Source organism: Paraburkholderia mimosarum LMG 23256 = NBRC 106338 (genome assembly GCF_000739815.1).
GTDB lineage: Bacteria > Pseudomonadota > Gammaproteobacteria > Burkholderiales > Burkholderiaceae > Paraburkholderia > Paraburkholderia mimosarum.
The window spans coordinates 37,145-51,537 of record NZ_BBJJ01000006.1 but is presented as its reverse complement, the minus strand read 5'-3'; the positions used below and the strand labels follow the sequence as shown (position 1 = coordinate 51,537).

At 63.3% G+C, this 14,393-nt stretch carries 14 protein-coding genes; all 14 read left to right on the top strand.

The window, feature by feature from the left end; genetic code table 11:
- The first annotated feature begins 3 nt into the window (after positions 1-3).
- The 14 genes from BMI01S_RS06605 (at position 4) to atpG (ending at position 14,296) form a co-directional block, all read left to right on the top strand.
- Positions 4-1,791, top strand: coding sequence for a branched-chain amino acid ABC transporter ATP-binding protein/permease (locus tag BMI01S_RS06605; protein WP_051381369.1), 1,788 nt, complete (start codon positions 4-6; stop codon positions 1,789-1,791).
- Positions 1,788-2,537, top strand: coding sequence for an ABC transporter ATP-binding protein (locus BMI01S_RS06600; RefSeq protein WP_028213236.1), 750 nt, complete (start codon positions 1,788-1,790; stop codon positions 2,535-2,537). The genes BMI01S_RS06605 and BMI01S_RS06600 overlap by 4 nt, the downstream gene beginning before the upstream one ends.
- A gap of 195 nt (positions 2,538-2,732) precedes the next feature.
- Complete coding sequence (gene mnmG / locus BMI01S_RS06595) at positions 2,733-4,700, top strand: tRNA uridine-5-carboxymethylaminomethyl(34) synthesis enzyme MnmG (protein ID WP_028213235.1); 1,968 nt, start codon at positions 2,733-2,735, stop codon at positions 4,698-4,700.
- Complete coding sequence (gene rsmG, locus BMI01S_RS06590) at positions 4,697-5,395, top strand: 16S rRNA (guanine(527)-N(7))-methyltransferase RsmG (RefSeq protein WP_028213234.1); 699 nt, start codon at positions 4,697-4,699, stop codon at positions 5,393-5,395. The genes mnmG and rsmG overlap by 4 nt, the downstream gene beginning before the upstream one ends.
- 97 nt (positions 5,396-5,492) lie before the next feature.
- On the top strand, positions 5,493-6,263 hold the full coding sequence (locus BMI01S_RS06585) for a ParA family protein (protein WP_028213233.1): 771 nt from the start codon (positions 5,493-5,495) through the stop codon (positions 6,261-6,263).
- Between the two features lie 20 nt (positions 6,264-6,283).
- Positions 6,284-7,171 (top strand): ParB/RepB/Spo0J family partition protein, encoded by an 888-nt coding sequence (locus tag BMI01S_RS06580; RefSeq protein ID WP_028213232.1) that lies wholly within the window; start codon positions 6,284-6,286, stop codon positions 7,169-7,171.
- A 38-nt stretch (positions 7,172-7,209) separates the two neighbouring features.
- Complete coding sequence (locus BMI01S_RS06575; RefSeq protein ID WP_154671187.1) at positions 7,210-8,358, top strand: SLC13 family permease; 1,149 nt, start codon at positions 7,210-7,212, stop codon at positions 8,356-8,358.
- A 273-nt stretch (positions 8,359-8,631) separates the two neighbouring features.
- Entirely contained in the window at positions 8,632-9,210 is a 579-nt protein-coding gene (locus BMI01S_RS06570) for an ATP synthase subunit I (RefSeq protein ID WP_081716113.1), read from the top strand.
- A gap of 171 nt (positions 9,211-9,381) precedes the next feature.
- Positions 9,382-10,233 (top strand): F0F1 ATP synthase subunit A, encoded by an 852-nt coding sequence (gene atpB, locus BMI01S_RS06565; protein ID WP_028213230.1) that lies wholly within the window; start codon positions 9,382-9,384, stop codon positions 10,231-10,233.
- Positions 10,234-10,299: 66 nt separating this feature from the next.
- Positions 10,300-10,569 (top strand): F0F1 ATP synthase subunit C, encoded by a 270-nt coding sequence (gene atpE, locus BMI01S_RS06560; RefSeq protein WP_028203308.1) that lies wholly within the window; start codon positions 10,300-10,302, stop codon positions 10,567-10,569.
- A 139-nt stretch (positions 10,570-10,708) separates the two neighbouring features.
- The gene (locus BMI01S_RS06555; protein ID WP_028213229.1) at positions 10,709-11,179 is read left to right on the top strand and encodes a F0F1 ATP synthase subunit B; all 471 of its coding nucleotides are present in this window, start codon (positions 10,709-10,711) and stop codon (positions 11,177-11,179) included.
- Between the two features lie 2 nt (positions 11,180-11,181).
- Positions 11,182-11,721 carry a F0F1 ATP synthase subunit delta gene (locus tag BMI01S_RS06550; protein WP_028213228.1) on the top strand — a complete coding sequence of 180 codons (540 nt, stop codon included), beginning with the start codon at positions 11,182-11,184 and terminating at the stop codon, positions 11,719-11,721.
- A gap of 68 nt (positions 11,722-11,789) precedes the next feature.
- Positions 11,790-13,331, top strand: coding sequence for a F0F1 ATP synthase subunit alpha (atpA, locus tag BMI01S_RS06545; RefSeq protein WP_028213227.1), 1,542 nt, complete (start codon positions 11,790-11,792; stop codon positions 13,329-13,331).
- Between the two features lie 83 nt (positions 13,332-13,414).
- On the top strand, positions 13,415-14,296 hold the full coding sequence (atpG, locus tag BMI01S_RS06540; RefSeq protein ID WP_028213226.1) for a F0F1 ATP synthase subunit gamma: 882 nt from the start codon (positions 13,415-13,417) through the stop codon (positions 14,294-14,296).
- Positions 14,297-14,393 lie beyond the last annotated feature (97 nt).

Genomic DNA, 14,393 nt, shown 5'->3' with positions numbered 1-14,393 from the left:
GCGATGAAACGATTCGTCATGCACAACCGCTTCTTCTGGCTGTTCCTCGTGGTGATGTTCGCGCTGCCGGTGCTGCCGCACCCGCTGCGCGTCCCCGAGTACTGGATCACGCTGCTCAATTACATCGGTCTCTATTCGATCGTCGCGATCGGCCTCGTGCTGCTCACCGGCATCGGCGGGATGACGAGCTTCGGGCAGGCCGCGTTCGTCGGGCTCGGCGCCTATGCAACCGCGTATCTGACGACGCAGTACGGCGTCTCGCCATGGCTTGCACTGATCGTCGGCGTCGTGATCACGGGGCTCGTGGCGCTCGTCCTCGGGCTCGTCACGATGCGTCTGTCGGGCCACTTCCTGCCACTCGGCACGATCGCCTGGGGCCTCGCGCTGTTCTTCCTGTTCGGCAACCTCGACATGCTCGGCAAGTACGACGGCATCAACGGCATTCCCGTGCTGAACGTGCTGGGTATCGATCTGGTGTCGGGCCGCCACATCTATTACCTGATCTGGGTCGTGGTCCTCGCCTCGGTGGTGTCCGTTCAGAATCTGCTTAATAGTCGCATGGGCCGGGCGATTCGCGCGCTGCGCGGCGGCGGCATGATGGCCGAGGCAATGGGCGTGAACACCGGCTGGATGCGCGTAGTGATCTTCGTCTATGCAGCCGTGCTCGCGGCCGTTTCGGGCTTCCTGTACGCGCATTTGCAGCGTGCGGTGAACCCGACGCCGTTCGGTCTGAATCACGGCATCGAGTACCTGTTCATGGCCGTGGTGGGCGGCGTGGCGCACGTCTGGGGTGCGGTGCTGGGCGCAGCCATCCTCACCGTGCTGCAGGACTGGCTGCAGACGCTGCTGCCGAAGCTGCTCGGCGAGAACGGCAACTTCGAGATCATCGTGTTCGGCGTCCTGATGGTGCTGCTGCTGCAATACGCGCGGCGCGGCGTCTGGCCGTTCGTGGCACGCTTCTTCCCGCGCGGCCCGCGGGCGCACGTGCCCGAGCAGGCCGAGGTTTTGCCTCAGCGCAGCAAGCCGGCCGCGGGCGAAATGCTCCTCACGGTGAACAAGGCGCGCAAGCAGTTCGGCGGCCTCGTGGCCGTGAACGACGTGAGCTTCGAGGTGAAGGCCGGCCAGATCATCGGCCTGATCGGCCCCAACGGCGCGGGCAAGTCGACGACTTTCAACCTCGTCACCGGCGTGCTTCAGCCGACCAGCGGCGAGATCACGTTCCGCGGCGAGCGCATCGACCGCCTCACTTCACGTGAAATCGTCGCGCGCGGGATTGGCCGCACGTTCCAGCACGTCAAGCTGCTGCCGACGATGACCGTGCTCGAGAACGTGGCCATCGGCGCGCATCTGCGAGGCCATGCAGGCGTGCTGCGCAGCGTCGCAAAGCTCAACGCGGCGGAGGAGGGGCGGCTGATGAAAGAGGCGGCAACCCAGATTCGCCGCGTCGGGCTCGAGCAGCATATGTATGACGAAGCGGGCAGCCTCGCGCTCGGCCAGCAACGGATCCTCGAAATTGCACGCGCGCTTTGCTGCGATCCGACGTTGCTGCTGCTCGACGAGCCTGCTGCCGGCCTGCGTTACCAGGAAAAGCAACAGTTGGCCGCATTGCTGCGCAAACTACGGGAAGAGGGGATGAGTGTGCTGCTGGTCGAACACGACATGGATTTCGTGATGAATCTCACCGATCGGCTGGTGGTGATGGAATTCGGCACGCGCATCGCGGAAGGGTTGCCGGAAGCGGTGCAGAAGGACCCGGCGGTGCTGGAAGCGTATCTCGGCGGGGTGGAATGATGACGACTCCCGTACTGGAAGTATCCGGACTCGCGGTTCGCTACGGCAAGATCGAGGCGCTCCACAAAGCGGCGATCAAGGTAGGCGCGGGGCAGATCGTCTCGGTGATCGGGCCGAACGGCGCGGGCAAGTCCACGCTCCTCAACGCCATCATGGGTGCGCTGCCCCAGACCGGGTACGCGAGCGGTCGCATCGCTTATATGGGCGAAGAGATCGGCGCGCTGCCCATCGAGCGGCGCGTGGCCCGCGGCATGTGTCTGGTGCCGGAAAAGCGCGAACTCTTCGCCTCGATGACGGTGGAGGACAACCTCGTGCTCGGCGCCTACCGCCGCAAACGCGCCGGTGAGCGTAATTTTCTCGATCAGCTCGATCCGGTGTTCGCGCTGTTTCCGCGCTTGAAGGAACGCCGCGCGCAGGCGGCTGGCACGCTCTCGGGCGGTGAACGCCAGATGCTCGCTGTCGGCCGCGCATTGATGGGCAAGCCCGATCTGTTGATGCTGGACGAACCGAGCCTCGGTCTCGCACCGCTGATCGTGAAGGAAATCTTCCACATCATCAGTGCGCTGCGGCAGACGGGGGTTGCCACGCTCCTCATCGAGCAGAACGCGCGCGCCGCGCTGCAGATCTCCGACTACGGATACGTGCTCGAGACCGGCGACCTCGCGCTTGAGGGCTCGGCGGACGCGTTGGCACATAACCCGCGCGTGATCGAAACCTATCTCGGCCTCGCGAAGAAACCGGTCTGACTTCGTCTATGGCTGTAGAAATGGGCGGCGTGTTTCACGTGAAACACGCCGCTTTTCTTTTCGGGGAAGGGCTGACCGGGACGGAACATTATTCGGGTGTGAACGGCCTAAAACCCGAAACCGTTATAATTCGTGGATACCACTTTTTCTGAGAAGGCTCGCGCGGTCATATCCGTCCATGCGTGAGGTTCCCCCATGCTTTTTCCCACAGAGTTTGACGTAATCGTCGTCGGCGGCGGTCACGCCGGTACCGAGGCTGCACTTGCCGCCGCCCGCATGGGCGTAAAGACGCTCTTGCTCACGCATAACATCGAAACGCTCGGCCAGATGAGCTGCAATCCGTCGATCGGCGGCATTGGCAAGGGCCATCTGGTCAAGGAAGTCGATGCGCTCGGCGGCGCCATGGCTGCGGCGACGGACGAGGGCGGGATTCAGTTCCGCATCCTCAATTCGTCAAAGGGGCCCGCGGTCAGGGCGACACGCGCGCAGGCAGACCGTATTCTCTATAAGGCGGCGATCCGCCGGCGTCTCGAAAATCAGCCCAATCTCTGGCTGTTCCAGCAGGCCGTGGAAGACCTGATGGTCGAAGGCGACCGCGTGGTCGGCGCGGTGACGCAGGTTGGCATTCGCTTCCGTGGCCGTGCGGTGGTGCTGACAGCGGGAACCTTCCTCGACGGCAAGATCCACGTGGGCCTGAACAACTACACAGGCGGCCGCGCGGGCGATCCCGCTGCGGTGACCCTGTCGTCGCGCCTGAAGGAGCTGAAGCTGCCGCAGGGGCGCCTCAAGACGGGTACGCCGCCGCGCATCGACGGCCGGACGATCGACTTCTCGGTGCTCGAAGAGCAGCCCGGCGATCTCGATCCCGTGCCGGTATTCTCGTTCCTCGGCCGTGCGGATCAGCATCCGCGCCAGATTCCGTGCTGGGTCACGCACACGAACGAGCGCACGCACGACATCATCCGTGGCGGCCTCGACCGCTCGCCCATGTACACGGGCGTGATCGAAGGGGTGGGGCCGCGCTATTGCCCGTCTATCGAAGACAAGATTCACCGCTTCGCCTCGAAGGAATCGCATCAGATCTTCCTCGAACCGGAAGGCCTGACGACGAACGAGTTCTACCCGAACGGCATCTCGACGAGCCTGCCGTTCGACGTGCAGCTGGAACTGGTGCATTCGATGCGCGGCCTCGAGCACGCGCACATCCTGCGGCCCGGCTACGCGATCGAATACGACTATTTCGATCCGCGCGGACTCAAGGCTTCGCTCGAAACCAAGGCCATCAACGGCTTGTTCTTTGCGGGCCAGATCAATGGCACGACGGGCTATGAGGAAGCCGCTGCGCAAGGTCTGCTCGCAGGTATGAACGCGGGGCTGCAAGTGCAGGGCAAGGATGCCTGGTGCCCGCGTCGCGACCAGGCTTACCTTGGCGTGCTCGTCGACGATCTGGTCACGCGCGGTGTCTCCGAGCCTTACCGCATGTTCACGAGCCGCGCTGAATACCGCTTGAGCCTCCGCGAAGACAACGCGGATATGCGTCTGACGGAGATCGGTCGCGAGCTCGGCGTTATCGACGATGTCCGCTGGGACGCGTTCTGCCGCAAGCGCGACGCTGTTTCACGTGAAACAGAGCGCCTGAAATCGACGTGGGTGAACCCGAAGACGCTTTCGTCTGAGGAAGCGACCGCGCTGCTCGGCAAGTCGATCGACCGCGAATACAACCTGGCGGATCTGCTGCGCCGTCCCGGCGTGAGCTACGACGGCGTCTGTGGCCTACGCGCGGGCGCCTGCGCACCGGAAACCCCGCTTGCCGACGACGAGATTCTGCTTGCCCAGATCAAGGAGCAGATTGAAATCGGCATCAAATATCAGGGTTACATCGACCGTCAAGCGGACGAGATCGAGCGCAATGGCGCGCAGGAAAATACGCGCCTGCCGGAAGGCATCGACTACGCGGAAGTGCGCGGACTCTCTTTTGAGGCGCGCCAGAAGCTGAACCAGTTCCGTCCCGAGACCATCGGTCAGGCGTCGCGCATTTCAGGCATCACGCCCGCAGCGATCTCACTGCTGATGGTGCACCTCAAGCGTGGCTTGGGCCGCCGTCGCCAGAGCACGGGGGCCGCTGACGACGCAGGCACCGACACGACGCCGGTGGCGCAATGACGGGCCGCGCAAGGCAACCCGGCATCGCGGACCGCGAAGCACTCGCATGCCTGCTGAAAGAGGGCGCTGAGGCGCTGGGCGTGGAGCTGACCGAGCGCCAGCACGAACAGCTGCTCGATTACGTCGCGCTGCTCGCGAAGTGGAACGCCGTGTATAACCTCACGGCGATCCGCGACCCGCGCCAGATGCTGATCCAGCATATTCTCGATTCGCTTTCGATCGTGCCGCATCTGCCGGCGCGCGCCGACGCGACCGTGCTCGACGTCGGCTCGGGCGGCGGTCTGCCCGGCATCGTGCTCGCGATCGTGCGGCCGGGCTGGCAGGTCACGCTCAACGATATCGTGCAGAAGAAGTCCGCGTTCCAGGCGCAGGCGAAGGCTCAGCTCGGTCTGTCGAACCTCTCGGTGGTCACCGGTCGCGTCGAATCGCTACGTCCTGGCGTCGAGGTGCCGAAAAAATTTGACATGATCGTCTCTCGGGCATTCGCGGATCTCGCCGATTTCGTTACACTGGCCCGTCATCTCGTTGCGGACGGCGGCGCGATCTGGGCCATGAAGGGTGTGCGTCCGGAAGGTGAGATCGAGCGCTTGCCCGGCGGCACGAAAGTGTTGAACACCATCCGCTTGAGCGTGCCGATGCTCGATGCGGAGCGTCATCTGATCGAGGTGTCGGTTGAACCGGTTGCCGCAGCCTGAGGCGGCCCCGGCGATGGCCAGTCGACCGGACGGCGCACCCGCCGATCGCGCGTAACGTAAGCAAACTTCTCAAGGTAGTAAAAGGGACACCCAAACGATGGCAAAAATCTTCTGCGTTGCGAACCAGAAGGGCGGCGTCGGCAAGACGACGACAACGGTCAATCTCGCCGCGAGCCTCGCATCGCAGGGACAGCGTGTCCTTCTCATCGACCTCGATCCGCAGGGCAACGCCACGATGGGCAGCGGCATCGACAAGGCCGCGTGCGAGAACACGGTCTACGAGGTGCTCGTCGATGGGGTAGCGGTGAACGCTGCGCGTACGCGGCCGGAGCAGGTCGGCTACGACGTCGTGCCCGCCAACCGCGAGCTCGCGGGCGCCGAAGTCGAGCTGGTCCCGGTCGAGCAGCGCGAGCGGCGGTTGAAGACCGCGCTCGCCGAAGTCGACGCCGAGTACGATTTCGTGCTGATCGATTGCCCGCCGGCGTTGTCGCTGCTCACGCTCAACGGTTTGTGCGCGGCGCATGGCGTGGTGATTCCGATGCAGTGCGAATATTTCGCGCTGGAAGGGCTGTCCGATCTCGTCAATACGATCAAGCAGGTCCACGCGAACATGAATCGCGACCTCAAGGTGATTGGTCTTCTGCGCGTGATGTTCGATCCGCGCATCACGCTGCAACAGCAGGTTTCCGAGCAGTTGAAGGAACACTTCGGCGACAAGGTCTTCGACGCCGTGATCCCGCGCAACGTCCGCCTCGCCGAGGCGCCGAGCTACGGCTTGCCGGGCGTGGTGTTCGATCGCGCCTCGCGCGGCGCACAGGCCTATGTGCAGTTCGGCGCGGAAATGATCGAGCGCGTACGCGCACTCTGAAGAGAGACTGGGGAAGCACGATGAACGCAGTAGCACGGAAGAAGGGGCTGGGCCGAGGGCTGGAAGCATTGCTCGGCGGCAGCGCGGACATCACCGAGGCGGTGAAGATCGACGGCGCGCCCAACACGCTGCCGCTCACGCAGATGCAGGCGGGCAAGTACCAGCCGCGCACGCGCATGGACGAGGGCGCGCTTCAGGAACTGGCCGCGAGCATCCGCGCGCAAGGCCTGATGCAGCCCATTCTCGTGCGTCCGGTTGCGACGGGGCGCTACGAGATCATTGCGGGCGAGCGACGCTTCCGTGCGGCGCATATCGCCGGGCTGACCGAAGTGCCCGTGCTCGTGAAGGACGTGCCCGATCAGGCGGCCGCGGCGATGGCGCTGATCGAGAACATCCAGCGCGAGGACCTGAATCCGCTGGAAGAGGCGCAGGGCATCCAGCGCCTGCTCGACGAGTTCAATTTCACGCACGAGCAGGCGGCGGAGTCGGTGGGACGTTCGCGCAGCGCCGTCTCGAATCTGCTGCGTCTGCTCAATCTCGCGACGCCGGTGCAGACCATGCTGCTCGCGGGCGACCTCGACATGGGTCACGCGCGCGCGCTCCTCGCCGTGGATGCCGCGACGCAAATCACGCTCGCGAACCAGGTGGTCAACAAGCGGATGTCGGTGCGGGAAACGGAGAAGCTCGTCTCGGCGACGACCAAGGCCACGCCCGCAGTGAAGGCGAAGGCGGCGCACGACGGTGGCCGCGATACGCGCCGCCTCGAAGAAGAGCTTTCGGACCTGCTCGCCGCCTCGGTGAGGATCAAGCTTGGCCGCCGGGGGCGAGGGCAGCTCACGGTCGATTTCGGCGATCTCGACGCGCTCGACGGCATCCTGCTACGACTGCGCGGCGAAACGGCGGCATGACGCGCGCTTCGGCAAACGCGCACCTCGGCGTATAAACGGTGAGCGAATCACAGCGGGGCGCACGGCGGCCCTGGAACCAGCTGCGCCGTCTCGGCGCGATCGCCGCGTCCGAGCCGGTGCTCGCGATCCTCGTCGTCGCGTTCGTGGCGCTGCAGGTTCTCGCGCCGCGGCCTATCGCCACACTGCCTGCGCTGGTCGACTGGCAAACGGTGATGACCCTCGCCGGGCTGCTCATCCTGACCAAGGCCATCGAATATTCAGGACTGCTGACGTGGCTCGCACACAAGCTCGTCCACCATATTCACTCCGAGCGCGGGCTCGCGTTGCTGCTCGTCGGGCTGGCCGCAGCACTATCGATGATCGTGACCAATGACGTCGCGCTTTTTGTCGTGGTGCCGCTCGTGCTTTCGCTCCACAAGCTCGCGCCATTGCCGCTCAAGCGCCTCGTGATCGTCATCGCGATTGCCGTGAACGCCGGTTCGGTGCTAACGCCGATCGGCAACCCGCAGAATCTGTTTCTGTGGCAGGTGAGCGGCGTGTCGTTCGCGCGCTTCATCATCGAACTTGCACCCCTGTGCGCGTTTCTGATGACAATGCTCATCCTGCTGGCCGCATTTCTATTCAAGGCCACACCGCTGGATTTTTCGAAAGACAGCGCGCCGCAGCGTGTCGATGGCGCACTGGCGACTGTCGCGGCCGTCCTGTTCGTCGCATTCGTGCTGCTCGCCGATGCGCACCACGCAGGCGTCGCGCTGGCCGCGGTCGGCGCGGGATTCGTGATCTGGCGCATACGGATCGTGCTCAAGATCGACTGGCTGCTGTTGCTGATCTTCGTGCTAATGTTCATCGTTCTGCGCAGCGTTGCCGCGTTGCCCACGATTCATGACGCGTTGACCGCGCTCTCGCTGCAGACGCCCATGCGTGCTTTTGCCGCAGGGGCCCTGCTGTCACAGGTCATCAGCAACGTGCCGGCTGCCATCGTTCTGGCGGGTTTCACGCACGACTGGCGCGCGCTGGCGTTCGGCGTGAGCGTGGGGGGCTTTGGATTCGCCATCGGCTCGCTCGCGAATCTGATTGCCGTGCGTTTGTCCGGCGAACGAGGCGTTTGGCTGCCGTTTCACCTGATCGCGGTGCCGTTCTGGATCGCGGCCTTCCTGGGCGGCGCGTTGCTGTTGCGTCTGCTCTGACGCCAGCGCTTCCCGGATCGCCGACTGCGCGACGTCCGGCCGCCATTTGCCTGGTTGTCCTGATGACTGTTCGCTCCCTTACAGTTACCGGTCGCATCTTTGCGGCCCCGCGTTTTCCGCATCATGAAGTCGCGTTTCACGGGGTTTATTGAACGGCCTAAAGTCTTGAATTGCCTGCAACTATCGCTTACAATCGCCCCGATTTATTTGGTTGGCGATGCTGTAGGCACGCTGTAATAAAGCGCGCGCACGGCGAATATCCGGAATAAGGCGATGGTGGGTCAGAGGCCAGGCAAAGCGCCAGAGGCGCATGAAGGGCTCGATGTTCCACCGGGTGCAGTCGGAGCATCCGGCCGGGGGCGGGATGCAGCGGCTAGTTCCGCGCGCATCGATCACAACGCGCGCTGGGATGAACTGGACGCCAGCCAGCAAGATAACAACGACATCGTTCCGCTCACCCGTGGCGAAGCCGAGCAGCTCTTCGGCGCACAGGTGAGTCGCCCATCGCGCGTCACGCCGTTTCGCGTCGTGGCGGCGCAAGTGGTTTTGTCCCTGGTTGCAACGCTGGTGTGGTGGCTGTTTTATAAGCAGCCTGCCGATGCTGCGCTGTCTGCGTTCCTCGGCGGAGCGATCTGCTGGTTCCCCGGTGCACTGTTCGCAGCGCGCCTGAAGCAGTTGAGCCAAGCCGGCACCGTGTTTAACTGGATGCTCGGTGAAGCATTCAAGATGGGGGCGACGATTGCGATGTTCGTCGCCATCGCGTTCTGGTATCGCGACGTGCAGTGGATTCCTTTGCTCGTCACCTACCTGATCGCACTGAAGACATACTGGATCGCGCTCGCGTGGCGCTGACCCGCCCACATCGCGCCGCCTGAACTCAAGGCGTCGAGGCGATGCAGGTGGAAGTCGGCTGGCCGATGCGAAGCAGATAAGACACGATCCACGGCGGCGCGTTCCCGCAACACAGAATTGCGGCGGGAGCGGCCGAAAACGTTTTTCGACAATTTGGGTGGCTTTAACAATATGGCAGCTAGCGAAGGCACGAGCGCTCCGGGTCCGTCCGAGTACATTGCTCACCACTTGCAGAACTTTGCGACCTCGCACCAGACGTCGATCGTCGACTTCCGCGTCTGGAACCTCGACACGTTGTTCTGGTCGATTTTTTGCGGTGTCGTGACCCTACTCATCCTGCGTCTGGCTGCGCGCAAGGCGACCCCGGGCGTGCCGGGCCGCTTCCAGTGCGCTATCGAAATGCTGGTCGAAATGGTCGAGGACCAGTCCAAGTCCATCGTCCACGGCAATCGCACTTTCATTGCACCGCTCGCGCTGACCGTGTTCATCTGGGTCGGCCTCATGAACTCCCTCGACTTCATCCCCGTCGACCTGCCGGGCCGCGTGATCGGCTGGCTCGGCCTGTCCGAAGTGCTGCCCCATCATCGCATCGTCCCGACGGCGGACCTCAACGGCACGTTCGGCATCGCGCTCGGCGTGTTCGTGCTGATGATCTACTACAACCTCAAGATCAAGGGTCCCGGCGGCTTCGCACACGAGCTGCTCTCGGCCCCGTTCGGCGCGCATCCGCTCCTGTGGATCCCGAACCTTGCACTGAACATCATCGAGTTCGTCGCCAAGACGGTTTCGCTCGCCCTGCGGTTGTTCGGCAACATGTATGCAGGCGAGCTGCTGTTCCTGCTGATCGCGCTGCTGGGCGGTCTGTGGAGCTTCGGCGCGGACACGACGGTGCTTGGCTTCATCGGCCACGTGATTGCGGGCAGCGTCTGGGCGATCTTCCACATCCTGATCGTTCTGCTGCAGGCGTTCATTTTCATGATGCTGACGCTGGTGTACATCGGCCAGGCACACGACAAGCACTAAGTGCGCGTCGAACCAGAATTGCAGTTTTAAATCCCCAGTTCCAAAAAATCTCACAAAGGAGTGATCATGCAAGCTTTCATCGCCAACATCCAGGGTTTCACGGCCATCGGTATCGGCATCATCATCGGCCTGGGTGCAATCGGCGCCTGTATCGGTATCGGCCTGATGGGCGGCAAGTACATCGAAGCCTGCGCACGTCAGCCTGAACTGATGAACCCGCTGCAGACGAAGATGTTCCTGCTGGCTGGTCTGATCGATGCAGCGTTCCTGATCGGCGTGGGTGTTGCAATGCTGTTCGCGTTCGCTAACCCGCTGCTCTCGAAGCTCGCGGGCTAAGTTCCCTGGAAGGTTGCGCCTGACCTATAACGGGTAGTGGGCGCATGGCGGAACGGGAGACGAGGCGCTGATCGAGTTCACAACCGATGAGCGCCTTGCCGTTTCAATTCCCCGGAATAGCAACGATTAAGGAAACACCGTGAATCTCAACGCAACCCTGTTTGCGCAAATGGTCGTGTTCCTGATCCTCGCGTGGTTCACGATGAAGTTCGTGTGGCCGCCGTTGATCAACGCCCTCGACGAGCGCTCGAAGAAGATCGCAGACGGCCTCGCCGCTGCGGAAAAGGGCAAGGCGGAACTCGAAGCGGCGCACAAGCGCGTCGGCGAAGAGCTCGCTACCGCCCGTAACGAGGGTCAAAGCCGTATCGCCGACGCTGAAAAGCGCGCGCTGGCCGTCGCAGAAGAAATCAAGGCCCAGGCACACGCCGAAGCGGCACGCATCATCGCTCAAGCGAAGGCCGACGCCGACCAGCAGGTCGTGAAGGCACGCGAAGCCCTGCGCGCCGAAGTCGCGGCCCTCGCTGTGCAAGGCGCCGAGCAGATCCTGAAGCGCGAAGTCGATCAGTCGGCCCACGCCGAACTGCTGAATCAACTGAAAGCCGAGCTCTGATCATGGCCGAACTTGCAACCATCGCCCGCCCGTACGCAGAAGCATTGTTTGGCGTGGCCGAAGCTGGTGACACCGCCGCCTGGTCCACGCTCGTCGCGGAGCTGGCACAGGTTGCGGCCTTGCCCGAGGTGCAGTCGGTCGCGACGAGCCCGAAGGTGAGTCAGCCCCAGGTCGCCGAGCTGCTGCTCGCGGCGGTGAAGTCGCCGGTCAAGGAGTCGGCCGAGGCCAAAAACCTCGTGCGGATGCTGATCGAAAATCACCGCCTGGCACTGCTGCCGGAAATCCAGTCGCAGTTCGAAGCGCTCAAGAACGCCAAAGCAGGGGCCGCAGACGCGATTATCGTCAGCGCGTTCCCGCTGGAAGGCGCGCAGTTGAACGATCTCGTCGCCAGCCTCGAACGCAGGTTCAAATGCAAGCTGAACCCGGCCGTCGAAATCGACAAGTCGCTCATCGGCGGCGTGCGCGTCACGGTCGGCGACGAAGTGCTCGATACCTCGGTCCGCGCGCGGCTCGCCAGCATGCAGGCGGCGCTTACAGCCTGAGCGCCTGAGCGCCCCGACCAAGGGCGCGGCGGCTGGCACGCAACAGAATTGAACATCAGGAGCGAATAATGCAACTCAATCCCTCTGAGATCAGCGAGCTGATCAAGAGCCGGATCCAGGGCCTTGAAGCGAGCGCAGACGTTCGCAATCAAGGTACCGTGATCTCCGTGACCGACGGTATCGTGCGTATCCACGGCCTGTCGGACGTGATGCAGGGCGAAATGCTCGAATTCCCGGGCAACACCTTCGGTCTCGCGCTGAACCTCGAGCGTGACTCGGTCGGCGCCGTGATTCTGGGCGAGTACGAGCACATCTCGGAAGGCGACATCGTCAAGACGACGGGCCGCATTCTCGAAGTGCCGGTCGGCCCGGAACTGATCGGCCGCGTGGTCGATCCGCTCGGCAACCCGATCGACGGCAAGGGCCCGGTCAACGCGAAGATGACCGACGCGATCGAAAAGATCGCTCCGGGCGTGATCTGGCGTGAAGGCGTTTCGCAGCCGGTGCAAACGGGTCTGAAGTCGATCGACTCGATGGTGCCGATCGGCCGTGGCCAGCGCGAGCTGATCATCGGCGACCGTCAGTGCGGCAAGACCGCGGTGGCCGTCGACACGATCATCAACCAGAAGGGCAAGGACCTCATCTGTATCTACGTCGCCATCGGCCAGAAGGCTTCGTCGATCCAGAACGTGCTGCGCAAGCTCGAAGAAACGGGCGCGATCGAGTACACGATCGTCGTTGCCGCTTCGGCTTCGGAATCGGCCGCGCTGCAGTACCTCGCGCCGTACGCCGGCTGCACGATGGGCGAATACTTCCGCGACCGCGGTCAAGACGCCCTCATCATCTATGACGACTTGACCAAGCAAGCCTGGGCATACCGTCAGATCTCGCTGCTGCTGCGCCGTCCGCCGGGCCGTGAAGCTTACCCCGGCGACGTGTTCTATCTGCACTCGCGTCTGCTCGAGCGCGCCGCGCGCGTGTCGGCCGACTACGTCGAGAAGTTCACGAACGGCGAAGTGAAGGGCAAGACCGGTTCGCTCACCGCACTGCCGATCATCGAAACGCAAGCCGGCGACGTGACCGCGTTCGTTCCGACGAACGTGATCTCGATTACCGACGGCCAGATCTTCCTGGAAACCGACCTCTTCAACGCAGGCATCCGCCCGGCAATCAACGCCGGCGTTTCGGTGTCGCGCGTGGGTGGCGCGGCACAGACCAAGGTCGTGAAGAAGCTGTCGGGCGGTATCCGTACCGACCTCGCGCAGTACCGTGAACTGGCTGCATTCGCCCAGTTCGCATCGGACCTCGACGAAGCGACCCGCAAGCAGCTCGAGCGCGGCCGCCGCGTGACGGAACTGCTCAAGCAGCCGCAGTATCAGCCGCTGCAGGTGTGGGAACTGGCTGTTGCGCTGTTCGCGGCGAACAACGGCTATCTCGACGACATCGACGTGAAGGACGTCCTGCCGTTCGAAAAGGGCCTGCGCGAATACCTGAAGTCGAAGCAGGCCGACCTGATCGGGCGCATCGAGGACAAGAAGGACCTGGCGAAGGACGACGAGAACGCGCTGCATGCGGCTCTCAAGGACTTCAAGAAGTCCGGCGCATATTGATCCGTCCGGGAATCAACCACGATAAACGGACTGGGCCCGAGTTGGCGCTTTCGCGCTAGCTCGGGCCGACAAAGGAGCAAGCTATGGCTGGAATGAAGGAAATTCGCGGCAAGATCAAGAGCGTGCAAAACACGCGCAAGATCACCAAGGCGATGGAAATGGTCGCGGCGTCGAAAATGCGCCGTGCCCAGGAGCGCATGCGCGCCGCCCGCCCGTATGCCGACAAGGTCCGCGACATCGCTGCGCACATGAGCCGTGCGAACCCCGAGTATCGTCATCCGTTCATGACGGAAAACAACGATTCGAAGGTCGCCGGCGTGATTCTCGTCACGACCGACAAGGGTCTGTGCGGCGGGATGAACACCAACGTGCTGCGCGCGACACTGCAGAAGTTCAAGGATCTCGAAGCCTCCGGCAAGTCGATCGAAGCAACCGCGATCGGCAGCAAGGGCCTCGGTTTCCTGAACCGACTGCGCGCGAAGGTCGTTTCGAACGTCGTGCAACTCGGCGACACGCCGCACCTCGAAAAACTGATCGGCGCCGTGAAGGTGCAGCTCGACCAGTACGCGGAAGGCAAGCTCTCCGCCGTGTACCTCGCGTACACGCGCTTCGTCAACACGATGAAGCAGGAGCCGGTGATCGAGCAGTTGCTGCCGCTGTCTGCCGAGCGCCTCGAAGCGAATGACGACGGCACGACGCCGAAGTCGGCGTGGGACTACATCTACGAGCCGGACGCGCAAACCGTCGTGGACGAACTGCTGGTGCGCTATGTCGAAGCCCTGGTCTATCAGGCCGTGGCGGAAAACATGGCATCGGAGCAGTCGGCCCGCATGGTGGCGATGAAGGCGGCGTCGGACAACGCGAAGACGGTCATCAACGAGCTGCAGCTCTCGTACAACAAGAGCCGCCAGGCCGCGATTACGAAGGAACTTTCGGAAATCGTCGGCGGCGCAGCCGCTGTTTGATCGAGCGACAAGCGCGAACCGATTGCGAAACCGCGTCGGTGCCGCGCCGGTGCCGAACCGGTGGGCGAGTGAAGAATTCAGGTATCTAAAGGAAAAT